Genomic DNA, 25,485 nt, shown 5'->3' on the forward strand with positions numbered 1-25,485 from the left:
TACTAGCATTCCCGATGCTTTCAACAATTTCGAATGAATTTCACCAAATTAATTATATTTTTATACCTAAAATAAAAAAGACAGAGCCTATCTAACTCTGTCCCTGCTGTGTATTATGCATTCTTTTCAAGAGTATTTGTCTTATATACATTTGAATAATCATTCCACTTCAAACAACTTTGTAAATATTCACGGAAAGAGTACGAGAATCTTGGGTTTTTATGTTTTTGAATTTTCGCAATAAATAATTGAAGACGAGACTGAATTAGAAACGCTAATGGATGCTGTGTTTGTAGGACAGGGATTTCAAATATTTTAATACAATTCCCTGTTGCATGAGTGAAATAAAAACTTTTCGTAATCACAATATCAATCCTCTTTTTCGTTGGATTTTTGAACTTCCTCCACTTTATTCTTTAACACGTTTTTTAGTGTAGGTTTCCTATGAATACTAAAATATCCTTAAGCTGCCCCATTTAGAAGTTAATACTTCATTTATATCCACCTAATTCGAACCCTGTCCTATATATCCTTTGAGACGGGAGTCTTATTACCCATATATAGCTTGATAACTTCAGTATAAACTTATAAAAATGAAAAGTTTGTCTAAATTTTGGAGATTCTATAATTTTTTCCTTCTATATATTGTATACAATTATAGCTAGAGTATAACAAATAAATTAAAAAGTGCCTTTATAACGAGGCACTTTTCGACTGTATTTCTTCTTCTCTTTTCTGTTTTCGTTTACTAACTATCTTTGATAAAGCGATACTAATTTCATAAATACAAATAAGCGGTACCGCTACTAAACTATGTGATAAAAAATCTGGCGGCGATATACATGATGCAATTATAATCAACACGACATAAGCATATCTTCTTATTTTCTGAAGAAATTCTGCCGTTAGAAGACCTATACTCGTTAAAAACATAACAACTACAGGTAATTCAAATATAACAGCAAACGGAACTGTTAAATTTAATACGAAATGAAAATATTTTTCCGTTGTAAACATCGTATTAAACATCTCATTACCAATTGTAGTTAGGAAATGAAATAAAAATGGCATGACGATAAAATAACCGAAAGATAGGCCTGCTATAAATAATATAGACAATACCGGTATATACATTAATGTCATTTTTTGTTCATTGGGATGTAAACCTGGTTTTACAAATAACCAAATTTGTATCGCAGCAAAAGGAATTGTACAAACGATAGCAAATACTGTAGCAATCGAGAAAAAAATCCACAACACATCACTTGGACCGAGAACAGTTAATTTCATTGGTAAATCTTTTACAAGCCAAAAATAAATATCCTTCGTAAAAGTAAATCCAATAATTAAAAATAATACAAAGGATAATACTGTATATATTACTCGTTTGCGAAGCTCAACAATATGTTCTACTACGCTCATTTCCCGATTTTCCATCTCGTTCACCACACTTTATTTATCCATTCCGAGAAAAACTTCAGCATATTCTTTTATTTATTTTTTTCTTTCTCTTGAAATGCCTCATCAGTCAATTCTTTTGTTGATTTTTTAAATTCTTTTAACGTTTCCCCTAAAGCTTTCCCAATTTCCGGTAACTTTTTTGGGCCAAATAAAATTAACACTGCTACTAAAATTAAAATTAACCCTGGAAAGCCAATATTTGAAAACATTTCCCCATCCCCTTCATAAGTAGATTCCTTGTCCTACTATTCCATAAGTTCATTTTGTCAAAAAATTTCGTAAACGTCAATGCATCCGTTGCCTTTTGTCAAAAAAATTCGAAAATATAATCAATTGAATATCATTTTCTATTCCTTTTGTATATGATATGGTTAAGGAAAATATAACTTATCTCAATACAGTGAAAGGAATTAACATTATGACGCAAAAAATTAAAAGAATGACCCAATTTGTAAAAGAAGAAATTGCGAATGCAATTACCCATGGTATCGGTGCCATTTTAAGCATCCCTGCCTTAATCATATTAATTATTCATGCTTCCAAACATGGCACAGCATCTGCTGTTGTTGGTTTTACCGTTTATGGCGTAAGCATGTTCCTTCTATACTTATTTTCTACACTGCTACATAGTATCCATCATCCAAAAGTAGAAAAGTTATTTACCATTTTAGATCACTCCGCCATATATTTATTAATTGCCGGCACGTATACACCATTTCTACTCATTACACTGCGTGGCCCGCTCGGTTGGACTTTACTCGCAATTATTTGGACCCTTGCGATTGGTGGCATTATTTTCAAAATCTTCTTTGTTCGTCGCTTTATTAAAACATCAACATTATGTTATATCATTATGGGTTGGCTCATCATCGTTGCCATTAAACCCCTTTATGAAAATTTAACCGGTCACGGCTTCTCACTACTATTAATAGGCGGCATTTTGTATTCTGTCGGAGCTATATTCTTCCTTTGGGAAAAGCTTCCGTTCAATCATGCCATTTGGCATCTCTTCGTACTAGGCGGTAGTACAATGATGTTTTTCTGCGTACTATTTTATGTCTTACCCGCAGCATAAAAAAAGTTTCAGCTTGTTTAAGCTGAAACTTTTTTTATTACTTATGTAATTGAGATGCAATAATATCTTTTGTATGCTGGGTTAACTCTTTAGCATCCATACTTGCATATTCTTCAGGTGTAATTGGCTTAGAAATCGTTACTGTTGCATGAGCTGGTTTCATACGATTTCCATTCGCTTCAAACATTTTATATGTACCATCTAACGTTACAGGTAAGATTGCTACACCAGATTTTACTGCTAGGTGAAAACTACCCGCTTTAAACTCTCCAATTTCGCCACCCTTACTTCTCGTTCCTTCAGGGAAAATTACGATAGAATGTCCATTCTTTAATAGTTCAATTCCATCTTTAATTGCCTTAAGAGATTGACGGCGATCGCTGCGGTCCATGAACACACAATTCATTAGTTCCATCCATGTTGGTACAACCGGAAACTTTTTAATTTCCGCTTTTGAAACGAATCCAATTGGCTTATTTAAGTAACCTAGTAAAACAGGAATATCCATATTACTTTGATGATTACTTACAACTAGCACCGGCTTGTCTTTTGGAACATTTTCAAGTCCCTTTACTTCTACAGTCGATCCAGTTACACCCACCATTTTCTTACCAAACCAGTTTGTTGTTTTATACACAACACTATCTTTTTCTTGCGGTGACATCGCATTTGCTTTTCTTTTTATACGCCACAACCTTGGTGTAATCGCAATTACGATTAAAATTAAATAAAAGATTTTAAAAAACGTTTGAATCATACAGAACCCCCACCTATTATCATTCCGACCTTCATTATACTAGACAAACGAAGGAAAAAGAAGAAAAAATGTCCAAACAACAAGTGTTTGGACATTTTGAAGTTTTCTATATTAGAAACGTTTTGCTAATTCGCGTGCACTTGCAATTGCTGCTTCTTTAATGTCTTGTGCTTTTTCAGGATTTGCATTCATTCCTTCAACTGCAATATATTCAGTGTCTGATACACCCATGAATCCTAATACCGCATTTAAGTGATTGCGACCGAAGTCCATAGATGCGTATGCTCCTTCAGAGTAAACGCCGCCTGTAGCTTGAATATGAAGTGCTTTTTTGCCTTCTAGTAAGCCAACTGGACCATTTTCAGTATATTTGAATGTTTTACCTGCGATTGATAAGTTATCTAAGTATGCTTTCACTACTGCTGGGTAGCTGAAGTTCCACATTGGAGTCACGAATACATAACGATCTGCATGCATAAATGTTTCTAAGTTATTGTTCATTGCTGCAACTTTTTGTTGCTGATTTTCACTTAAAGTTTCGAATCCTTCGCCTGCTGCAAATTTCCCCCAAGCAGCGAATACGTCTGCATCGATTGCTGGTACAGTTGTATTGAATAAATCAATTGTTACAACTTCGTCTTGTGGATGTTCGTTTTTATATGCTTCGATGAAAGCTTCTCCTACTGCCATACCGAAAGAACCTTCTGCTGAATTTGGATTTGCTGTAATAAATAGTACTTTTGTCATTGTATTAGCTCCCTTTTATGCATTTTATCTTTAATTTGAGAATTATAATCAGAAAGTAAATAACTTACCTTATGTAAGTATAATACAAAAAGTTATGTTTGATGTCAATAAAAAATAGCTACTTTTTTTTCGTAAGTTAATGATTTATTTTGTCCCTTTAAAATTTAGTATATAGATATTTAGAATTCCTCATACAAAAAGGCTATCTCTATACATTATAGAGATAGCCTTTTATTACATATTATTTTTGAAAAACATGTTTCACTTTTTCAGCTGGAATGTTACTTCCGCCTCTACCTTTTACATCTTCAATCATCATTGTAATGACCATATCTGGTGAATTTAAATCAAATGCAGCGAACCAGCCTAGTTCTTTTCCTTCGGCCTCTTTGGATACTTTTAATTCCGCTGTACCTGTTTTGCCAGCAAGCGTCTTACCATCAATTTTAGCAATTTTCCCAGTACCATCTGGATCATTAATTACTTTCGTTAAAGCCGTTTTCAATATATCTTGATTTTCTTTAGAAATCACGTTCTCTTTCCAAACTTTTGGTTGTTTATCTGTTTTAATAAGATACGGTGACGGAATCTTTCCATCATTTACAATCGGTGCATACGTTAAAGCTAAATGAAGAGGAGTCATTAAGACTTGTCCTTGTCCATATCCTGTATCTGCCATTTGAATATCATTTTTTATGCCATCATTTGCGATTTTAGAAGCTGGGAATCCGTATTCAATTGGTAATTTCTCATCAAATCCGAATTTTTTCGCCTCAGCCATAAATTTATCTTTTCCGATTTTCAAAGCTTCTTGTGCGAAATAAATATTATCCGAGTATTTCATCGCTTTATCAAAATCAATCGGATTTGCATCTTTTACACGCGTTACGTAATAATTGCCCCAAGAAGAATCTTTCGTCCATTTCAATCCTTCAATTTTCAACTCTTCTTTCGGATCGATTGTTTTCGTTTCAAGACCGATTGCAGCTGTAATTGGCTTAAATACAGAACCTGGTACCGATAATTGTGTAAATCGATTCGTCATCGGTTTTTTCGGGTCATTATTCCAAGTCTCGCGCTGTGCTTTTGATGTTCCTCGTGCAATTAAATTAGGATTATAAGCTGGACTACTTACAAGAGCAATTGTTTCTCCACTTTTCGGATTAATTGCCGCACTTGAACCAGCTTCTCCTTTCATTTCATTATACGTTTTTTCTTGAACAACACTATCGATAGTTAAAGTTACATTTTCTCCATCAACAGCATCTGTTTTCGCTAAATTTTTAATTTCTTTTCCTTGTGCATCCTCCATGAAGACACGGCCACCTTTTTTCCCGCGTAGCTGTTCTTCCAATACTTGCTCTAATCCAGCTTTACCAACTGGATCATCGGCTTGATAGCCTTTCTTTTGAAGCGTTTTTAAATCTTCTGCATTTACTTTTCCGATATAACCAGTAAGATGCGCTGCTGCTTCCCCTAACGGATATGTACGAACATTTACAGGTTTTGCTGCAACACCAGGTAAATCGATGTACGTATTTTGCGTTGCTCCCTCAGGCAAAATTCCAATTGGTACGAGATACCCTGGTTTTACCCATTTCGCAGCTAGTTTTTGATCAATCTCTTCTACAGACATATTTAACAACTTCGCTACTGCTTCTTTCGTTTGCGGAGCAGTTTCATCTAATTTTTCTGGAATAATTCCAATCTCAGAAGCTTTCCCATTCGTCGCAAGACCTTTTCCATTACGATCGTAAACTTCACCACGTTTTGGTTGTGTTGCCTGCATACGCACTTTACTATCTTTTGTCATGCCAGGGAAAATGAAATCAGGAGTCCAATCTATTTTCCAAGATTCTTTATCTCCATCTTTTTCTTTCACCATTTTTGCTTCATGGCCAAAAGAGATATTACCACCAACTGTATCCATACTTACTTTAAAAGGAACAGGACCTTCATCTTTTTTATCTTCTTTTACTTCTCCTGCTTCTACTTTTAAGTTTTTCACTTCAATGCCAGAATAAATTTTTTCATATTTCTCAGTGAACTCTTTCTTTGAAATATCTTTTTTTGCCTTTTCTGATAATTGATCATACATTTCTGCAAATTTTTGTTTATTCCATGCTTTTGTATATGTATCAAACGCTTCTTGTGGTTTTTCTTCTTTACCGCATCCAACTAACATGAACGTTAAGCAAAGAAAAAGAATCCCCCATATCTTTTTCAATCGATTCTCCTCCTCTTTCTATATGAATACTTTTGAAAATTTTAGCATTTTTACATGCTAGATTTCATTATAGCACTATTTAATATCATCTATAAACTTATATTAATGAATACAAATAAAAAGATTGATGTGAATTTCACATCAATCCTTCTTATTATTGTTGCTTCTCATATACATGATAATAGTACGTATACGGATTCTTTTCATCCGTTAAACCTTTTTCAACAAAAACTTCTTTCCAATTTGTCATATCCATTTCTGGGAAGAATGTATCTCCTTCAAATGCATGATGGATTTTTGTTATATATAACTTGTCTACGTAAGGTAAAAAGAGATCATAAATTTGTGCTCCGCCGAAAATAAAGATTTCCTCTTCATTTTTGCATAGTTCAAACACTTCTTCTACAGAATGTGCTACTTCACAACCTTCAACACGATACCCTTCATTACGAGTTACAATAATATTACGTCTTCCAGGCAATGGTCTACCAATTGCTTCATAGTTCTTTCTCCCCATAATAAGTGGGTGACCCATCGTCGTTTTCTTTACATACTGTAATTCACTCGGTAAACGCCAAGGTAAGTTATTATCTTTACCAATTACTCTATTCTCGTCCATTGCGACCATAAATGAAACAATCATTTTTTCATCTCCTCTACAATTATACTGCAACCGGTGCTTTAATTGCTGGGTGTGGATCATATCCTTCAATCGTTAAATCTTCCATTTCAAAATCAAACACAGATTTCACATCTGGATTTAATGTAAGTTTCGGGAATGGACGTGGTTCACGTGCCAATTGCTTTTCTACTTGTTCAAAATGATTCGTATAAATGTGTGCATCTCCAATTGTATGAACAAATTCTCCCACTTCAAGACCACATTCATGTGCGATTAAATGTGTTAGTAATGAGTAACTTGCAATGTTAAATGGAATTCCAAGGAATATGTCACCACTTCTTTGATATAACTGACAAGAAAGTTTGCCATCCGCTACATAAAACTGGAATAGCGTATGACAAGGTGGTAATGCCATACTTGGTACATCTTCAGGATTCCAGGCAGAAACAATTAAGCGACGGGAGTCTGGCGTTTTTTTAATCATTTCAATTACATCTTTTAATTGATCAAGCGTCTCACCAGCTGTCGTTTTCCAGGCACGCCACTGCTTTCCGTATACATCTCCTAAATAACCATATTTATTCGAGAAATCATCATCTTCTAAAACGTTCTTTTTAAACAATTCCATTTGCTCATCGTATTGCTTCTTAAATTCCTCATCTTGTTGTGAGCGGAGACCGAAATCTGTCATATCAGGGCCAGTATACTCATCGCTTTCTACCCAGCTCTTAAATGCCCATTCATTCCAAATATTATTATTATGCTGCAATAAATAACGAATATTTGTATCACCTTTCATAAACCAAAGCAGTTCACTTGCTACAAGGCGAAACGGCACTCTCTTTGTCGTTAATAAAGGAAAACCATTACTTAGATCAAAACGCATTTGATATCCAAATACAGATACAGTGCCTGTCCCTGTACGATCTTCTTTCTTCGTACCATGCTCCATTACATGGCGGCATAAATTTAAGTATTCATATTCAGCATGTTTCATATGTAGGAAAACCTTCTTTCAATCTTATATGAAATTTATCATAACATGAAAAACAATAAATTTAATAATCTTGATAAATAAAAATTATTTCAGTAATTCTTACAAAATTATTAACTTTCCATAATTAAAAAGGTTTTCATTTTCTGTTACCGAAAGTATAGTGCGGAAGAACAAAATTTATATTTGGAGGTTAGAAGTATGTCTAAAATTGAAACTCCTGTTATGACTTCGTTACAAACAACGGTTGAAAAAATAATGAAGGATTTAAACGTTCCTGGTGCTGCTATAGCTGTTATAAAAGATGGTGAAGTTATTCTTTCAGAAGGTTTCGGATATCGAAATATAGAAACAAAAGAACCTGTTACACCGAGTACTCGGTTCGCAATCGGTTCCTCAACGAAAGCTTTTGGCACACTTTCATTAAGCTTGTTGGCACAGCAAAAAAAGTTTAATTGGGATACTCCTGTCCAGTCTTATATACCTAACTTCTCTTTATCTGAACTACTTGCTAGCTCACAAGTTACAGGACGAGATTTGGCTTCCCATCGTACTGGGGTAAGTCGTCATGAGGCTCTTTGGTACAGCTCTTCCTTATCTCGAAAAGATCTCGTTGAAAAAATAAAACATTTACAACTTGATGCACCGTTCCGCACAGCATTTCTTTATAACAACTTAATGTATGCAACAATTAGCTACATTGTTGAAAACATTACAAATCAAACGTGGGAGCAATACGCTACAGAACATATTTTAGAACCTTTAAATATGAGACATACAAATTTCTCTGTTACAGATTCACAAACTACAGATGATTATGCTTTACCTTACATTGAAAATGAAGGTGAAATAAAAGAAGTTCCATTCCGTAACATCGATACAGTCGGCGCTGCTGGATGTATTAATTCTACAATTGAAGATATGGCAAATTGGGTACTTCTTCACTTAAACGAAGGAAAATTTGGAGATCATGAATTAATCTCCTCTGAATTATTACAACAAATGTATACACCACACAAGTCAATTCCAGATCAACCGATTTTATCACTTCCCGAATCTCCATTAAATAGTTACGGACTTGGTTGGTTTATTAGCGCTTATCGTGGTAATAAGGTGGTTCATCATGGCGGTAATATTGATGGATTTTCAGCGCTCGTTTCATTCATACCAAATGAAAACATAGGCCTTGTCATTTTAACAAATGCTGGAGGCACATTACTTCCTACTTATCTCGCTAATCAAATTTATGATGAACTACTTGAATTAGAATCCATTGATTGGCATAAACGTGCTGTAGAAGATACTGAAAAAATGAAGGAAATGATGAAAGAAGCAACTGAATCACTTCCTGAACAAATTAAAGGAACTACACCTTCTCACAAGTTAGAGGATTATACTGGTACTTTTGAACATCCTGCATACGGAACATTACAAATATACAAGCGAGATGATTCGTTAAATGTACAATTTATGGAGATGGATATTCAATTAGGGCATCATCATTACGACATCTTCTCCGCAGAAGTTGAGTTATTCCAAATGAAAATGAGTTTATTATTCGCTTATGAAATGAGTGTGAGCGGTGAATTCCCATCCCTTCAGTTACATGTACCAGCTATGTTAAGTACTCAGCCGCTTGCATTTAAGAAAATTAAATAATTTTTTAAACAGAGGGATGACAACACTTCCCTCTATTTCCCTTTAAATTCTTCATCCAAAAAAAGGATAATACGTAAAGGATACAGAATTCTATTATTCAACTAATTAAATTATAAAGTGGAAAAGCTATGTACACAGAAATTTGAAAAGAAATTGTTTCGATTACTCATCACGATTATTCCGGTTGTATTGATAAAAAAGGATGGGACGATCCTACTGCTGGTTTAAATGATTATTCTAATTTAGCAGTAATGGAATGGGCTGATACATTTGCTCTTTACTACCCTACTTCACGGCTTTCTATTATAGGTCCGGAATTGGTATACAACCACATATACATATCCCGTGGACTTCGGAACATATACAAGAAGATGTAGATTTAAAGTTAGCATTACAACTGCTTCAAAACGAAGAATGATAAAAAATAAAGGTAGGTGTGAATCACACCCACCTTTTCTATTTCATATCAATCTTTTCTGGTTGAAACCAAATTGGCTTTAATAGCTCAAAGTTTTTATGATCCGCTAAAACTATAGTAAGACGTTCTAACGTATCATCTAACATATGCGGTGCTGCTCGTAAGGACCAGACAACTGATGAGAAAACTGTCATGCCAACGTACACCGCATATAATTTCCAAAACTCCTCTGGTATTCTACCATTAAAGTATCCTTCTATTTGTCCAATTGAATACGGAATACTAATGTCCCTTGCAAATAGTGCAATTTTCACGAAATCATGAAGTGGATCGCCCCAGTCGTATCCATTAAAATCAACAACACCTACATATTTCCCATCCCGCACAATTATATTTTCTAAATGAAAATCATCGTGTTGAAATCGATTTGGGCGGTTTTGTAAATACATTTCATTATCATCTATAAACTTTATGATTTTATCATCATTTTTTATTTTTATTCCACATGTTTTATATGCCTCTAAATATTTCCGGTGTTTTTTCATTGCTCTTTCATACCATGGAAGTATATCCTTAGGAGCTTCATATGTATGTATTTTTGCTAAATCTTTTCCTGCCTCTATACCAATATTATATTGTTCTTTTGGTGAATACGTAGGCAATAGCTTCTTCGCATCTTCCCCTTCTACATATGAAAAAATGCCATAGCATAAACCTTCTTCTGCCAATAAACCCATTTCAATTGGTTTTTGCGCTCGCACACTACGGTTTTGCATTTCATTTAAAATTTGAAACTCTATTTTCTCTCTTTCATACTCTTTTATATCGCCTGTCCGTAACAAATACTTTTCATCTTCAATAGTCGTAATGATATATTTTTTATCAGGAGAGAAACCTTTAGAGATTTCTTCAATATTTGCTGCATCTTTTACTATTTGTATATTGCTTTGCCGTGCTGTAATTGTCTTCATGTTTATTCCCCTTACATTTCTACATTTGGTGTATACGCTACTTCTATAATAAATCCATTCGGATTATAAAAAGTAATAGACTCATCTAAATTCGCTATCCCAAATTCAATATGATGAATACCTTATCGAAGTATATTCATATTAAGAATGTGCGCCCTGTACAACTTGTACAATTTCCATCGGTGTATTGACCATAAAATCTGGTTCATCTTTTTCTACTGTTTCAATGACATCATATCCCCAAGATACCCAAATTACATTCACACCAGCCTTTTTACACGCTGCTACGTCTCGCTGTTCATCACCAACGTATAACATATCTTGTTCTGTTAGCTTTTTCGACTTTAAAAATCTTTTAATCATTTTATCTTTACCAAACAAATTTTTAGAACAATACACTTCTTGAATATTTTCTATGCCATTACTATGTAAAAATGCCCTAATATGCTCTTCTGAGTTCGAAGATATAACCGCAATCCCGTAGCCTTTTTTATGTAATTCATCTAATACATCCTTCATCCCATGGAATAAAACGAGATCTTTTATGGCAGGTTGATATAATTTATAAAACTCTAACGCCAATATAGGAAGTTTATAAAGTGGTACATCGAGTTTTTTACATCTTTCAGAAATAGTCAATTTTCGTAAAGGCTCAATTTCTTCCTCACTAACTGTCTTATATCCATGCTTTTCAGCAAGTTGATTATAAATTGGTACAAATATATTTTGTGAATCTACTAATGTGCCATCAAAGTCAAAAACGATATATTTTTGCATCCCCATACTCCCTTTTTTCTTTTTTCCTAAACATATGTTATTCAACAACATAAATGTCGTATCCTTTCATAAAGAAAAAAAGAACAAGATTTTCTCTCGTCCTTTTTAAGACAACCATTTCGGCGGTACATTCGTATTCCAATAAATATTTCCTAACTCATGGTGTCCTGAATATCCATCATCAAAACGATGATAGTGGAAATTAAAATAATATCCATCTTGCGGTGGATGATCTCTCCTCACATGAAATCGCAGTAAGTCATTTCCTGATTTCGTGTCATAAACATGAAAAATCTTTTCATTATTTCCGCCAGCCGGTCTTTGAGAAATCGCTAATGATTGTAACGATTCTTCTGGCACATCATTTGCAAGTTCCGCAATTGCCTCTTCAATTTTAGGTAATACAACATCTTTAAATTCATCTTCAATTACAGGCCCAATTTTAGAGCCGAATTTTTGCATAGATTGCTTCTCTGCTTCTTGCATCGCATAGTTAACAAAAGTATCGGTGGTTAACCTATCATTTGTTTCTTCATATGTATAGGACGTACTCTCCAAATTTTGTTGCCCAGCTGTGCTCGTAGGCTTGTCCGCAGCTTTGGCATTATCAAGTAATATGGAAGGAGGCGTCACTAAACCAAACGTAAATACGGTAATTAATGCGACTAAGGTTTTTCTAAACCAATTTGGCATTTATGTTCCCTCCCCTTTCACTCATTATATTTTATATAACGGTTGTTTCTTCTATTATACAAAATGATTGTAATTTTTGCACTTTACAATTTTGTTAACGTTCACATATTTTTCACTTGAATATGAAATTGTAAGATTTCATACACTATAAATACAACAACAATGAGGGGGCAATCAGATGACTTTAGATGTCGTGTACTCCGCCGCAAGCATACTCCTTTTAGTATATTTTATTTACCAGTGTGTTACAGACTAGAAAAAGAGCCGCTTCCGGCTCTTTTTCTATGGTAAAAATACAATCCAACCAATGAATACTATAAAAATAACTCCAATAATTACTGCTGGTAATAAATAAAACTGAGAAAGGATGACCGTCCCGTATATGAATACGACTGGAAGGAGCAAATAACGATCCGCCTTCCACCTTAATAATAGTAATTCTCCTTCATCGCAATATAAATGTAGAAACATTTTCTTCGTAAATTCATTCCAATAATCACGCGCATAGCGAGAAATAGCAACTATAGCAAATACAAGAATAATAGCTGTTATCCACTGCGGAGTCACGATAATACTTACAGTACTTATACATACAATTTGAACATAAAATATTAAAGCACTACTTGTACGCAAAAATTCTTTTAAAAAAGCTTCTACAATACGCGAATCAGAATTTTTTCCTAATATCTTTTTAGACCGAGGGAACATCCACGGTTTTTTATTCGAACTACTTGGTTTAGCTGCATGACCACCAACTTGCATAATCCCTACAGTCCAGCGCATACTTTCTTCTTTTTCTTTCTCAACTTCTTTAAAAAAGAAATTTTTATAATTCATCTTTTCTTTTACTAAGACTACAGTAAGTACAACTACTAGGCCGGTAAATAATATGAAATACAATTGATTTTTAAAAATGAAAAATACACTGATTCCAAAATAGACTAAACTTAAAGAAAATATAACATCTTTTATAATCAATAAAACCCATCGTTTCCCCACACGTACATTTATGAATCTCGTCAACAACGATAGCATAAATCGAAAAACAGTAAAAAACATCCAGAACAGTACGATTTGTATAATTGTCGCTCCCATACTTTTCATCAATATAGGCAGCATAATGAATACTACAATTGCGTTCGTTATTGCAATCCGAATTAACGTATATATAATGCCAAGCTTCATTAATTTTCGCATATGATTTGGGTACGAAATTAAAAATAAACTATCTGCTTGTTCAAAAAATGAGCGAACTCCTCTTGAAAATGTGACAAAATAAAACGCGAGTAAACCTAACCCAAAATAAATGGTCTCTTCCATCGATAATTCTTTCATCCATAGTGAACGATAATAGATCCCGGCAAATATAAGTGCTGGAATAATAATATATAATGCTACTGTCCAATCTGTTACAGAACGAATCGCTTTCCATTTTCTTTGCAATTCATGACGTAACCTTTTATTAAACTGTTGTTTAATCATGTTGTTCCCGCCTTACAATTGCATCGAAACAATCTAACAGTGTACTTCCTGGCATTTCTGCTAACGATTGGATCGCCTCTAAATGCCCATCTGCTACTAATGTACCTTGCGAAATGAGTAAAAATCTTTCACAAATTCTTTCAGCTGTATCCAGCACGTGCGTACAAAGTAATATACCTGCTCCTCGCTCTTTTTCTTTATATAAATAATTCAAAAAGTCTTTCGTGGCTACTGGATCTAAACCGATAAAAGGCTCATCAATAATATAAAAATCTGGCTCTGTTAAAAATGCTAATATTAGCATCGATTTTTGTTTCATACCTTTTGAAAATTTTGATATGTATTCGTGTATATGTTTTTCCATTCGAAACGTATGTAATAATTCCCTTGCTTTGTCCTCCCAATTTCCCTCTTCATTTCCACGGGCAGCCATTAACAATTCAATATGCTCCCATAAAGTTAAATAATCATAATAAGTGGGATGCTCCGGTACATATGCATATGGATTTTTCTTTTCACCAAACGAGATTTCACCATCCATATTGACAAGCAAACCGAGTATCGACTTAATTGTCGTACTCTTTCCTGCGCCATTTGCACCAATAAGAGCCACTAACTCTCCTTTTTCAATTGCAAATGCAATATCATGAACTGTCTTTTCACCAATTTCATATCCGGCTGAGCGGATATTCACCTCTAACATAATACTTACCTTCTTTCCATTTACATTACAACCAAATAAAATAGTAAAATATTCCTCTTAATATATTATTATACCATTTTTCGACATATTTATTTCAGTAGCAGGAAAAAGCATATTTCAAGAGAATACTTAATGTTTGTGGATTTTAATTTAAATTGAAAGGACTATAACTATGACAAACATTGAAGCAATATTCATTGATCGTGACGGAACAATTGGCGGTGATACTACAATACATTATCCAGGTTCTTTCACGTTATTTCCTTTTACAAAGGAATCTTTACAAAAGTTAAAAGCTCAAAATATTAAACTATTCTCTTTTACGAATCAACCAGGTATCGCGGATGGAAAAGCAACTGTGAATGATTTTGTGCAAGAATTAAAAAGGTTTGGTTTTGATGATATTTATCTATGTCCTCATAAACATGGTGGCGGATGTGAATGCCGCAAACCGAGCACAGGTATGCTCCTGCAAGCAGCGGAAAAACATGGGCTTGATTTAACAAAATGCGCTGTAATCGGTGATCGCTGGACGGATATTGTTGCTGGGGCAAAAGTAAATGCAACGACTATATTAGTTCAAACTGGCGCTGGATATGATGCTTTACATACATTCCGAGATAAATGGGCACATATTGAACCAAACTACATCGCAGAAAACTTTGAAGATGCTACAAATTGGATTTTAAATCATCAATAAAAAAATTAAATGAGACGTCTTCACATTGAAAACGTCTCATTTAACTATATATATTTCAAAAAGTTAATTCATAATGGAAATAACGATTATCTCTCAAGTATCCATTTTCAGCGTATAATCGCTGAGCTGATAAATTATCAATCTCTGTTTGTAATTTCACACCTTTTGCGCCATTTTCTAAGGCAAATTCTTTAGCAGCTTCTAACAATTTTTTACCTGTTCCGGCTCCGCGCTTCGCCTTTTGTACAAACAGATCATTTAAAATCCATAACTCTTTCATCGAAATAGAAGAAAATGATGGATATAGTTGCGTGAATCCGATATATTCTCCATCTTCAACTGCCACGAAAATAATGGATTCTTTTCTCTCGATTCGATTTCGTAAAAATACTTTTGCTCCTTCAATATCGGAATCTTGTCGATAAAATACGCGATAGTTATTAAAAACAGATGCTAGTCCATCTAAATCTGCAATTGTTGCCTCATATATTCTCATTTTGTTTTATTCCCCTTCCAATATTGTTTCATAATATCCGTTACCCATTTAGGCTGTAGAATTTCTTCTTTCGGCATAAACTCTTTCATTATCGGCTTTATATCCAATATAGCAGTGCCATCAATAGCATCTAACCCCTCAACAATAATTGATTTACCTTCTCTTTTGATCACCTTTACAATTGTAGCTCCTATGCGATTCGGACGATTTTTCCCGCGCTGTGCAAAAATGCCTACTTTAGGATAATCATTATTATTTCTAGGATGTCTAGCAAAATATTGAATTTGTTCATCAGTTACTTTATGAAAATAAAAGACAACTTCAATATGAGAAAAATCTTCAATCCCTTGTATACTTTCCTCTGTATACATATCAGTTAAAGTAATATAGGATCTTACTTCTCCCCACTCATCATCTTTTATTTCCTTTCTTTCATTATGTACAAATGCGATTGGCTGAACTGAAAACATCCGCATTCCCCCTAAATGTAACCACTTACATTATAAAATATTTCCTGAATGTTTTCCAGACAAATGAGTTGAGTTTACATAATATAATTACAATCTATTATGTAAAGCGAAATTGACTGCTTCAATCGCATGTATATGCGTTGTATCAAATATCGGAACTGATATGTCTTCCTGCTTTATTAATAACCCTATTTCTGTACACCCTAATATTATTCCTTGCGCCCCTTTTTGCACTAACTCTTCTATAACTCTTTTATAATACTCTCTAGATTGAGATGTTATCTTTCCTAAACATAATTCTTTGTATATTACTTCATTTATTTTTTCTCTATCTTTTCCTAATGGTACTATTACTTTTATATCATTCTCTTCTATACGTGATTTATAGAAATCTTGCTCCATCGTATATTTTGTTCCAAGCAAACCAACCGATTGAATACCTTTTCTATTTATTTCTTTTGCAGTTGCATCCGCAATATGTAATACTGGAATGTTAATATTCTCCTTTATTTTCTCAACTACTTTATGCATTGTATTTGTGCAAATGATTATAAAGTCTGCTCCTCCTTTCTGCAATGAATACGCCGTATTCCCTAATACTTCTCCTGCTCCCTCCAATCTCCGCTAGACTGGAATCGTTCAATCTCTTCAAAATTCACACTATTAATCAGACATTTTGCTGAATGTAATCCACCTAATCTACTTTTTATTTCTTCATTTAAAATTCGATAGTATTCAGAAGTTGATTCCCAACTCATACCACCTATAAGACCTATCGTTTTCATAGTAAAACACCTACCTAAACTATTTTTATAAAACCAATAACAATATTTTATTATGTATATTATACACAATAAAACAAGACTTTAAATTTATAATATAAAGTCTTGTTTTAACTATTTCCAAGGAAATTTTATTATAATATTCTGAAATTAAAGCCCTGATGTTTTTATAGCATCTTCATATTGATAATTAAAACACTCTCGATACAACTGTTTGATTTCATCATAAGAAGGAACTCGTGGATTATTTCCTGGGCTACCACTTGCAATTGCATCTTTCGCCATTTTAGAAATAGCATTTTCAAATTCAACTTCGTCAATTCCGTATTCTCTTAAATTAGGAATACGAAGATCAAAACAAAGTTTCTTAATTTCAGCAATCGTGTAGTTCGCTACTTCTTCATCAGAATGAGAATACAAATCTTTGTTTAAGCTACGTCCTACTTCTGCTAACCTTTTTATTGCACTCATTTTTGTAAACTCTAAAACTGTAGGTAATAGTATTGCATTCGATATTCCATGTGGTACATGGAATAATGCTCCCACTGGACGGGACATACCATGCACTAATGTAACAGATGCATTTGAAAAAGCAATCCCAGCTTGTAATGAAGCAATCATCATTGCTTCCCTTGCTTCCATATTATCTCCATCTTCATATGCGATACGTAAATATTTCATAATGCTTTCAATAGCTGAAAGAGCAAGAACATCTGTAAGAGGTTGTGAAACTTTAGAAATATAAGCTTCAATTGCATGGCATAATGCATCTACTCCCGTTGCTGCAGTAATATGAGGTGGTACCGAACTTGTAAAAATCGGGTCTATTATAGCAACATGAGGGATAAAGCTTGGATGTTTTATCATCATTTTCACATCTGTTTTTTTATTTGTAATTACTGCTACACTTGTTACTTCCGATCCAGTACCAGAAGTCGTAGGGATTGCGATTAGCGGTAGTGGATTGTATTCTATTTCTATATCCTTTTGGACGTAATCTTCAATTTCTCCACCATTTGTATATAACACTGCTACTGCTTTCGCAGCATCAATACAGCTTCCTCCTCCAATACCTATGATAAAATCGCATTTTCCTTCTTTACAAATAGATAACGCTTCCAATACGTGTGAATTTGTAGGCTCAGTGTTTACTTCATTGTACGTAATAACAGTAATCCCTTTCGCATTTAAGTGATCCACACATCTTTCAACATAACCGAAACTCTCCATAATTGTATCACTGACAATAAAGGCCCTTTTCCCTAACTTTCTTGATTGATCCCCTAGTTTTTCAAACGAATTTCTTCCATATAATACAGACTTCGGCATACGAAACTCAGCAACCTCTTGCAAGTACTCCACCCCTTCTATTTATAATAAATATTTGCAACTACTCAGCCATGCATTTCATTCAGAAGTTTGATAAAGTCTATTATTCCAGTTAAAATAAGCCCCCTTATTAATAATATACTTTGTTTTAAAACTTTGCGCGTGGCAGGAAAGGCCCTGACCGCTCCTATAAATAGCCAGGTCCTCTCTCGACCAACTTAAAAAACTTTTCTGCCGATTTTTCATAGAGTGACTGAGTAGTTACAATAAATATTTTATTATGTAAAATATCAATCTAATAAATATTTTCTTTTCGTATATTAACTAGTATTAATAGATCCTTGTTAAAGTATAGAATGCGATGACTGCAAATACAGCAATCGTTTTCAAAATTGTAATAGCAAATATATCTTTATATGACTGTTTATGTGTTAATCCTGTTACCGTTAGAATAGTAATAATTGCACCATTATGTGGTAATGTATCCATTCCGCCTGATGCCATTGATACAATGCGGTGCATAACTTCTAATGGAATATCATATTGATTGGCCGCTGCAATAAATTTATCCCCCATCGCACTTAACACAATTCCCATTCCGCCTGATGCTGAACCTGTAATTCCAGCTAAAATATTCGTCGTGACTGCCCCATTTACTAATGGATTCGTGAAAGTTGCAGAGATGCTATCTCTCATAATTGCAAAGCCTGGAAGTGCTGCAATAACACCACCAAATCCAAACTCCGCGCCTGTATTCATTGTTGCAAGTAGCGCTCCACCAATACTTGTATTCAATCCAGCTTGAAATCCAGTTACTACTCGTTTCCAATATAATAAAAGCGTTGATAAAATCCCTATAATAAGTGCCAATTCTACAGACCAAATCCCAACTACCGCACTTAATTCAACTTTTCCAAATGCTTTCATACCAATAGCTGAGAAATCAAAACCATCTGGATACCACTTTGGTATCATGATTGTGAAAACTTTATTCATTACACCTACTAAAATAAGTGGTACAAACGCAATTACTTGCTGTACTCTTGTAATTTCAATACTGCTTAATATCGGCATATCTTTTTGTTCTAATTGCAAAGATGCTGCCATTTCAGAATTTCCATCGTTAAAACCAAAATATCCTTCACCTGCTTCTTTTGCCTTCTTACGTCTACTCTCTAAATATAGTAAACCTAATGTAAGAACAAAAATTGCTCCTAAAATACCAAGTATCGGTGCAGCATAAATGTCCGTTTTAAAAAAGGTTGTAGGTATTACGTTTTGAATTTGTGGTGATCCAGGAAGCGCATCCATTGTAAACGTTACTGCTCCAAGAACAATCGTTCCAGGGATTAGACGCTTCGGAATATCCGCTTGTCGAAACAACTTAGCCGCAAACGGAAATATAGCGAACACCACTACATATACGCTAACACCGCTATACGTTAAAATAGCTCCCATTAAAACAATCGCTAAAATTGTACGTTTTTCTCCAACTAACTCTACAATCGTCTTTGCTATGGAATCAGCGATTCCTGACATTTCTACTACTTTCCCAAATATTGCTCCAAGTAAAAACACAGGGAAATATAATTTAATAAATCCTACCATTTTCTCCATGAAAATATTTGAAAAGAAAGGTAATACAAAACTAGGCTCTGTCAAAAATACCGCAAATAATGCAAAAATCGGTGCGAATAATATTACAGAAAATCCTTTATATGCTACAAACATGAGTAAACTAAGTGCTAATAAAATAATAACTAGCTCCAATTATAACCCTCCTTTTAAACTGAAAATTCAATCTTTTGAAAGCGAACTTTTACCGGGATTTCAAATCATTTTATTTCATGACATTCCTCCTCTTTTTATCCCGCTATTTGCGGGCAGTAAGACTCCCGCCTTAAAATTCAGCAAATGTGCAGAAGCTAGGCGGGATATCAACTGCTCGTAACAGCCCGATTGGTGGGGCTGATAATCAGTGCCGGATGGACAAAACTTCCACTAATTAAAGTTTTACTTTATTACAAATTTTTCATGCTAAAATTGTCTAATTATAGTATTCGATTACATATGTAAAATCCCTTTAAACAAAAACGATTTCATCGTCATATGTTATAAAGGGATTTCTAGGTTCTATTTCTATAGTTTATCGTACTATTCTCTATACAAAATCTTTGTAACTCTTCGACATCTTTCACTATATGAATCGCCCCAGCATCGCTCAATTCATTCTCATTACCATATCCATACAATACACCTATTGAAGCAATTCCGTTACTGTTCGCACCGATTACGTCATGCTTTCTATCACCAATCATCACCATTTCTTCTTTTTGAAGTTCTTCATTTGTTTGTAAAATATGAGCAATTATTTCTTCCTTTTTTATTCTTGTCCCATCTAAATTACTCCCAACAATCTCTTCAAAAAAAGATGTTAACTGAAAATGCTCTATTACTTGTTTCGCAAATACGGTAGGCTTTGAAGTTGCTACAAACAAACGATTGCCAGCATCCTTTAATTCTTGCAATAGGGCTCCAATTCCATCGTATACTTTATTCTCTAATAAACCACTTTGCTTTAAATATTCCCGAAAGTAAAACACCGCTCGTTCTACTTCTATTTCATTCATATTATATCTATCTGCAAAAGATTGTTGTATTGGTGGGCCGATAAATGAATCTAACTCACTTATATTTACTTCTTCAATCCCCATTTTTTCTAACACGTATAGAACAGCATTGATTATCCCTTCTTTCGGATCAGTTAATGTTCCATCTAAATCAAATAGAAATGTTGTATACATATTTAATTCCCCCACTGATTTTATATGTACCCCATTAAGGCCATTCTCCTACTTACCCCTTTACTATACTATCACCATCTAACTTTTCAGAAAATTACTTTTTCTAACCCTTATACTTTCAGTTACAAAATCACAAAAGATATGATAAAGTGAAAAAGTTATACTTAATTTAATAGAAACTGGTGAATCACATGTCAATTACGTTAATTTTTATAATGGCTTTCACAATTGTCATCCACGCAGTCGAAACTAGTTCTTATAGTATTCGATTAGCTGGTGTTCGTTTAAAAAAGATTGTCGTTGCCTTATCTGTCGTAGGAATGGTATTACTTATTTCAAGAACGTCAAATTTACTACAAGCCTTTTTAATTGGCGGGATTGTCGATGACGCAAAACGAGATGCTTCTATTAATTTAGAGCATACTATACGACTTGTACTATTATCTGCTTCCATCGGTACATTACTTGCGATTATTCTTTATCCAACTTTGACAAAACTATTTGGATATGTCATTCAAAACTTTGAAACAGATGGTTCTTTCATTCGAATGATGAAAACAAATAACATTCAAAAATTAAAGTACACAAAAAAATATGTGCGCTTTCCAAGATTTGAAATGATTCATAGATTGCGTATCGGTGGTATCCCAAAGCGTATTATGCTTATTAACATGTTTGCTACTGCAATTTATACAGCAGGTGTTCTTTCTGCCCTTTATGCTTCTTTTCTAAATCCAGATTACGCAACAAATGCAAGTACAGCTTCTGGTCTTGTGAATGGTTTTGCTACAATTTTATTAACAGTGTTACTCGATCCACGTATAGCACTTTTGACAGAACGTGCTTTACAATCAGAAAATGGCGCTGAATCTATGAGTAAAATGTATGGTTGGCTAATGATTTCTAGACTTCTCGGCACCTTATTAGCACAACTTTTATTTGTACCAGGTGCTCACTGGATTTTATGGATTATTGAGCTGATGCATTAATCTACTAGGAAGGTGTATTTATCGATGAATATAAAAACAGAGCAAGATTTAATTCACTTAATAGAAAACGACGAATGGATGATGAATGTATTACAATTGGCAAAATCACTAGAGCTACCTGATTGGTGGATTTGCGCTGGGTTTGTCCGTTCTAAAATTTGGGATACTTTACATAACTACGAAGTAAGAACGGCTACGCCAGATGTCGATGTCATTTATTATGATCCATTACATAAAGATGAGGTGTACGAACAATCATTAGAACAGAAACTAATGAATATGGATGCTACTATCCCTTGGTCAGTAAAAAATCAAACTCGCATGCATGTAGTGAATGGAATGCCGCCATACTCTTCTTCTGTTGATGCTATTTCTAAATTTCCTGAAACAGCAACCGCTCTTGGTGTTTCTTTGGACGAACAAAACAAAGTCATATTAACATCCCCATGCGGAATAGAAGATGTACTTTCATTACAAGTGAAACCTACACCTCATTTTCTTGAAACGAAAGAACGAATACATATGTACAACAAAAGAGTTAATCAAAAGAAATGGCAAAGTAAATGGCCTAATATTACAATCACTTATCCAGAAATTTAAAATAGAGCGCTTCGCATTATACGAAGCGCTCTTTCTTTTTTAGTTCAAAAAATGAATGACTGTTTCAGCAAATCGATCAGCTTCCTCATAATGTGGTGTATGGCCACTCTCTTCGAATATGATATGCTTCCCATTTTGAGCATCTTTATTAAAGGTTTCAATTTGTTTTTCACACGTTACTACATCATGTTTTCCTACAATTAATAACATTGGATTTTGTATATCTTTTATTTTAGATAATAATGACGTATGACATGCTCCCTCTGATTTTAATCTATCGAAATGGATTTTGGAACGATTTGAAAATACTTCCCACACTTCATCACTATATAAACTATCGTCTGTCTCATCTTCCTTATAATTGTAAATTCCCATTCTTTTTTCTTCTAATTCAGCGCTTACTCTTATATAAGCTTCTAACAACTCTTCTGAACTAGCATTATTAGATAAATAAGCAAAGCAGTCTTCTGCCACTAATTCTTTTCCATACTTTTTTAATAAAGTTCCTGTCTTTTGTAGTAAGGCCCTACTTGTTAATGCAAAATCGAAAGTCGGACCTTCAAATATTACTTTCTCTATTGAATTAGGATACATCGACGCATATAACAACGCTAAATATCCACCGAAAGAATGTCCAATTACAGACCATTTCTCAATTTGTAATACTTTTCTTAGTTCTTCACAGTCTTCAATTAAATCACATAGTCCAAAAGTTTCTTCTTCGGTAATTACTTCTGACCGACAAACCCCTCTTTGATCTATCATAATTACATATAAGGAATCTTTTAATCGTTCCGCTTGATGAAATGAAAAATCATAACAGCTTTCACCTGGACCACCGTGTAAAAATAATACTGGTTTATTTTTAGGACTTCCATGTGTTTCAACGTATAGCTTTTTCCCTCTAATGTTCATATATTTCCCAACTTCAATCAAATTTGTTTTTATTATCATCACCTTCTTTTTTTACTGAATATTATAACATTTAAACTTAAATAATCCCTATTACATTTAAAAATACGATAACTATCGCAAGTGGTGCTACAAATCGAAGTAAAAATGCCCAGATAGTAAATACTTTCTTTCCGTAATTTCCACCTACAAAAAATTCAGCTTCTAGCACTTTCTTTTCCATCTTGAATGATACGAAAATACTAATAAATAATGCTCCCAGCGGCATTAATATATTACTAGATAAGAAGTCTACTGCATCAAAAATATTCTTCCCAAAAATCGTAATATCACTCCATACTCCAAATGATAAGGCAGATGGTATACCTGCTAGGAAAATGCAGAACCCGATGATCCATGATAGTTTAGCTCTTCTTTCTTGTTCACCATTTGCTAATGCTGAAACTACCGTCTCTAGTAGAGAAAATGCCGATGTTAATGTCGCAAATGTAAATAGCGCAAGAAATACCGTTAAGAACAATCCTCCTAATGGAATTTGACTAAATACAGATGGTAATACGATAAATAGTAAGCCTGGCCCTTCTGTCGGCTCCATGCCTAACGAAAATACTGCTGGAAAAATGGCAAGACCTGCAAATAAAGAGACGAATAAATTCAATCCAACAATTGTTATTGCTGATTTTGGTAAACTTTCTTTTTTATTTAAATACGAGCTATACGTAACCATAATCGAAATCCCTATACTAATCGCAAAGAATGATTGGCCCATTGCGAATAAAATACTTTCTGAAGTAATCTTCGAGAAATCTGGTTGTAAGAAAAACTTCACGCCTTGCATCGCATTATCCAGTGTTAATGAACGAATAATAAGAGCGACAAATAAAACGAACAATGCTGGTAGCATATATTTACTTGCTTTTTCAATTCCGTTTTGTACACCTTTTGATACAACCCATATCGTAATGAACATAAAAGCGAAATGTCCAGTGATAGCCCAAACCGGATTTCCAATTGTTTCAGTAAATAACGAACCGTAATTTTGTCCCGGAGTAATAAGTTGTCCAGTTACTCCTCTGAATAAATAAATTAGTACCCATCCACCTACAACGCTATAAAACGAAAGTAATATAAAGCAAGTTCCAACACCAAGGCGTCCAATCCAGTGCCATCCTGTATTTGGTGCGATACTTTTAAATGCCCCAACTGCTTGTTTTTGTGTACTACGTCCAATCATAAATTCAGCTATAAGTAGCGGTAATCCAATTAATACAGTAAATAATATAAAGATTAAAAAGAATGCTCCTCCCCCGCTCTTTCCAGCAATATAAGGAAATTTCCATATTGCGCCAAGTCCAATTGCTGATCCTGCTGCTGCCATTATAAAACCTAATTTCGAAGTCCATTGCTCCGTCTGTTTCATCCTATTTTCCTCCCGCTAAAATCATTTTATATTAATAAATAAATGTTATTGATCAATCTGAATAAAACCTCCATTTCTTTTTCTATAAAATAAAAAAATGGCCCAACGTCTCTATATAAAGAGACGCTAAGCCATTTACTTAACGCGGTACCACCCTTATTGATTCCATTATGAATCCACCTTAGTAGTAATCGTTTGATTACAAACCTAATATCGAAGGTTAACCGTTAAGATTTACTAAGAATGTGATTCCGTTCCACCTTACTGCTCCTAGGCGAGTTCAGGATGTCATTTGACTATGTCGCACCAACCCATAGCTCTCTGCACAAATACATGACCTTACTACTCCTATTCAACACATTTTAATATTTAGAATATATTTTCTTTTGAAATTAAT

25 protein-coding genes, 3 pseudogenes and 1 other annotated feature are annotated in these 25,485 nt (G+C 34.0%); of the genes and pseudogenes, 6 read left to right on the forward strand and 22 right to left on the reverse strand.

Features of this window, described 5'->3' with window-relative positions; all coding sequences use genetic code 11:
- Positions 1-113 precede the first annotated feature (113 nt).
- From MHH66_RS15425 to MHH66_RS15435, 3 genes are all read right to left on the reverse strand, one after another.
- Positions 114-365: a DUF2535 family protein gene (locus tag MHH66_RS15425; protein ID WP_002012715.1), complete on the reverse strand. Its 252-nt coding sequence runs from the start codon at positions 363-365 to the stop codon at positions 114-116.
- 328 nt (positions 366-693) lie between these two features.
- On the reverse strand, positions 694-1,437 hold the full coding sequence (gene tatC / locus MHH66_RS15430; RefSeq protein WP_063219617.1) for a twin-arginine translocase subunit TatC: 744 nt from the start codon (positions 1,435-1,437) through the stop codon (positions 694-696).
- A gap of 53 nt (positions 1,438-1,490) precedes the next feature.
- On the reverse strand, positions 1,491-1,670 hold the full coding sequence (locus tag MHH66_RS15435) for a twin-arginine translocase TatA/TatE family subunit (protein WP_002012719.1): 180 nt from the start codon (positions 1,668-1,670) through the stop codon (positions 1,491-1,493).
- Between the two features lie 209 nt (positions 1,671-1,879).
- Between MHH66_RS15435 and trhA the strand changes: the two genes are divergently transcribed.
- On the forward strand, positions 1,880-2,536 hold the full coding sequence (trhA, locus tag MHH66_RS15440) for a PAQR family membrane homeostasis protein TrhA (protein ID WP_002085872.1): 657 nt from the start codon (positions 1,880-1,882) through the stop codon (positions 2,534-2,536).
- Positions 2,537-2,573: 37 nt separating this feature from the next.
- On the opposite strand, the gene MHH66_RS15445 is transcribed toward trhA, so the two are convergent.
- From MHH66_RS15445 to MHH66_RS15465, 5 genes are all read right to left on the reverse strand, one after another.
- Positions 2,574-3,293 (reverse strand): lysophospholipid acyltransferase family protein, encoded by a 720-nt coding sequence (locus MHH66_RS15445; protein WP_002065190.1) that lies wholly within the window; start codon positions 3,291-3,293, stop codon positions 2,574-2,576.
- Between the two features lie 111 nt (positions 3,294-3,404).
- Positions 3,405-4,040, reverse strand: coding sequence for an FMN-dependent NADH-azoreductase (locus MHH66_RS15450; RefSeq protein WP_002141626.1), 636 nt, complete (start codon positions 4,038-4,040; stop codon positions 3,405-3,407).
- Positions 4,041-4,281: 241 nt separating this feature from the next.
- Complete coding sequence (pbpC, locus tag MHH66_RS15455; RefSeq protein WP_078185390.1) at positions 4,282-6,267, reverse strand: penicillin-binding protein 3; 1,986 nt, start codon at positions 6,265-6,267, stop codon at positions 4,282-4,284.
- Between the two features lie 154 nt (positions 6,268-6,421).
- On the reverse strand, positions 6,422-6,910 hold the full coding sequence (locus MHH66_RS15460; protein ID WP_016102088.1) for a dihydrofolate reductase: 489 nt from the start codon (positions 6,908-6,910) through the stop codon (positions 6,422-6,424).
- Between the two features lie 19 nt (positions 6,911-6,929).
- Positions 6,930-7,886 carry a thymidylate synthase gene (locus MHH66_RS15465; protein ID WP_002031692.1) on the reverse strand — a complete coding sequence of 319 codons (957 nt, stop codon included), beginning with the start codon at positions 7,884-7,886 and terminating at the stop codon, positions 6,930-6,932.
- A gap of 198 nt (positions 7,887-8,084) precedes the next feature.
- Here MHH66_RS15465 and MHH66_RS15470 point away from each other — a divergent pair, with 198 nt between their 5' ends.
- Positions 8,085-9,542 carry a serine hydrolase gene (locus MHH66_RS15470; protein ID WP_078185391.1) on the forward strand — a complete coding sequence of 486 codons (1,458 nt, stop codon included), beginning with the start codon at positions 8,085-8,087 and terminating at the stop codon, positions 9,540-9,542.
- Positions 9,543-9,754: 212 nt separating this feature from the next.
- Positions 9,755-9,960: pseudogene (locus MHH66_RS15475) on the forward strand (S41 family peptidase); the annotation flags it as partial.
- 38 nt (positions 9,961-9,998) lie between these two features.
- On the opposite strand, the gene MHH66_RS15480 reads toward MHH66_RS15475, so the two are convergent.
- The 6 genes and pseudogenes from MHH66_RS15480 to MHH66_RS15505 form a co-directional block, all read right to left on the reverse strand.
- Positions 9,999-10,931, reverse strand: a complete 933-nt coding sequence (locus MHH66_RS15480; RefSeq protein ID WP_078185392.1) for an aminoglycoside phosphotransferase family protein — start codon at positions 10,929-10,931, stop codon at positions 9,999-10,001.
- A 29-nt stretch (positions 10,932-10,960) separates the two neighbouring features.
- Positions 10,961-11,050, reverse strand: a pseudogene (locus MHH66_RS15485) (aminoglycoside phosphotransferase); the annotation flags it as partial.
- Positions 11,051-11,072: 22 nt separating this feature from the next.
- Positions 11,073-11,708 carry an HAD family hydrolase gene (locus tag MHH66_RS15490; protein ID WP_176127008.1) on the reverse strand — a complete coding sequence of 212 codons (636 nt, stop codon included), beginning with the start codon at positions 11,706-11,708 and terminating at the stop codon, positions 11,073-11,075.
- A gap of 105 nt (positions 11,709-11,813) precedes the next feature.
- Entirely contained in the window at positions 11,814-12,401 is a 588-nt protein-coding gene (locus MHH66_RS15495; RefSeq protein WP_002031682.1) for a YpjP family protein, read from the reverse strand.
- Positions 12,402-12,683: 282 nt separating this feature from the next.
- Positions 12,684-13,883 (reverse strand): ABC transporter permease, encoded by a 1,200-nt coding sequence (locus MHH66_RS15500; RefSeq protein ID WP_078185394.1) that lies wholly within the window; start codon positions 13,881-13,883, stop codon positions 12,684-12,686.
- Complete coding sequence (locus tag MHH66_RS15505; protein WP_078185395.1) at positions 13,876-14,586, reverse strand: ABC transporter ATP-binding protein; 711 nt, start codon at positions 14,584-14,586, stop codon at positions 13,876-13,878. Before MHH66_RS15505 ends, MHH66_RS15500 begins: the two co-directional genes overlap by 8 nt.
- 172 nt (positions 14,587-14,758) lie before the next feature.
- On the opposite strand from MHH66_RS15505, the gene MHH66_RS15510 reads away from it, so the two are divergent.
- Positions 14,759-15,286, forward strand: coding sequence for an HAD-IIIA family hydrolase (locus tag MHH66_RS15510; protein WP_012260856.1), 528 nt, complete (start codon positions 14,759-14,761; stop codon positions 15,284-15,286).
- 55 nt (positions 15,287-15,341) lie between these two features.
- On the opposite strand, the gene MHH66_RS15515 is transcribed toward MHH66_RS15510, so the two are convergent.
- From MHH66_RS15515 to MHH66_RS15540, 6 genes and pseudogenes are all read right to left on the reverse strand, one after another.
- Entirely contained in the window at positions 15,342-15,782 is a 441-nt protein-coding gene (locus tag MHH66_RS15515) for a GNAT family N-acetyltransferase (RefSeq protein ID WP_002085894.1), read from the reverse strand.
- The gene (locus MHH66_RS15520; RefSeq protein ID WP_078185396.1) at positions 15,779-16,252 is read right to left on the reverse strand and encodes an SAM-dependent methyltransferase; all 474 of its coding nucleotides are present in this window, start codon (positions 16,250-16,252) and stop codon (positions 15,779-15,781) included. The genes MHH66_RS15515 and MHH66_RS15520 overlap by 4 nt, the downstream gene beginning before the upstream one ends.
- A gap of 87 nt (positions 16,253-16,339) precedes the next feature.
- Positions 16,340-17,037 (reverse strand): annotated as a pseudogene (locus tag MHH66_RS15525) (aspartate/glutamate racemase family protein).
- 147 nt (positions 17,038-17,184) lie between these two features.
- A complete protein-coding gene (locus tag MHH66_RS15530) occupies positions 17,185-18,387 on the reverse strand; it encodes an iron-containing alcohol dehydrogenase (RefSeq protein ID WP_012260853.1) in 1,203 nt (400 codons plus the stop codon).
- A 306-nt stretch (positions 18,388-18,693) separates the two neighbouring features.
- A complete protein-coding gene (locus MHH66_RS15535; RefSeq protein ID WP_078185397.1) occupies positions 18,694-20,133 on the reverse strand; it encodes a GntP family permease in 1,440 nt (479 codons plus the stop codon).
- Positions 20,134-20,489: 356 nt separating this feature from the next.
- Positions 20,490-21,167, reverse strand: a complete 678-nt coding sequence (locus tag MHH66_RS15540; RefSeq protein WP_063219625.1) for an HAD family hydrolase — start codon at positions 21,165-21,167, stop codon at positions 20,490-20,492.
- Positions 21,168-21,358: 191 nt separating this feature from the next.
- Between MHH66_RS15540 and MHH66_RS15545 the strand changes: the two genes are divergently transcribed.
- Together MHH66_RS15545 and MHH66_RS15550 are read left to right on the forward strand one after the other, a co-directional pair.
- Positions 21,359-22,156 carry a lipid II flippase family protein gene (locus tag MHH66_RS15545; protein WP_002141610.1) on the forward strand — a complete coding sequence of 266 codons (798 nt, stop codon included), beginning with the start codon at positions 21,359-21,361 and terminating at the stop codon, positions 22,154-22,156.
- Between the two features lie 24 nt (positions 22,157-22,180).
- Positions 22,181-22,756 carry a nucleotidyltransferase family protein gene (locus MHH66_RS15550; RefSeq protein ID WP_002141609.1) on the forward strand — a complete coding sequence of 192 codons (576 nt, stop codon included), beginning with the start codon at positions 22,181-22,183 and terminating at the stop codon, positions 22,754-22,756.
- 39 nt (positions 22,757-22,795) lie between these two features.
- On the opposite strand, the gene MHH66_RS15555 is transcribed toward MHH66_RS15550, so the two are convergent.
- Together MHH66_RS15555 and MHH66_RS15560 are read right to left on the reverse strand one after the other, a co-directional pair.
- Positions 22,796-23,710 carry an alpha/beta fold hydrolase gene (locus tag MHH66_RS15555; protein ID WP_078185399.1) on the reverse strand — a complete coding sequence of 305 codons (915 nt, stop codon included), beginning with the start codon at positions 23,708-23,710 and terminating at the stop codon, positions 22,796-22,798.
- Between the two features lie 37 nt (positions 23,711-23,747).
- Complete coding sequence (locus tag MHH66_RS15560; protein WP_063219627.1) at positions 23,748-25,088, reverse strand: sodium-dependent transporter; 1,341 nt, start codon at positions 25,086-25,088, stop codon at positions 23,748-23,750.
- Between the two features lie 116 nt (positions 25,089-25,204).
- Positions 25,205-25,453: a binding site (T-box leader), on the reverse strand.
- Positions 25,454-25,485 lie beyond the last annotated feature (32 nt).

The sequence above is a fragment of the Bacillus sp. FSL H8-0492 genome, from assembly GCF_038006145.1.
In the GTDB taxonomy this organism is placed as follows: Bacteria; Bacillota; Bacilli; order Bacillales; family Bacillaceae_G; genus Bacillus_A; species Bacillus_A mycoides.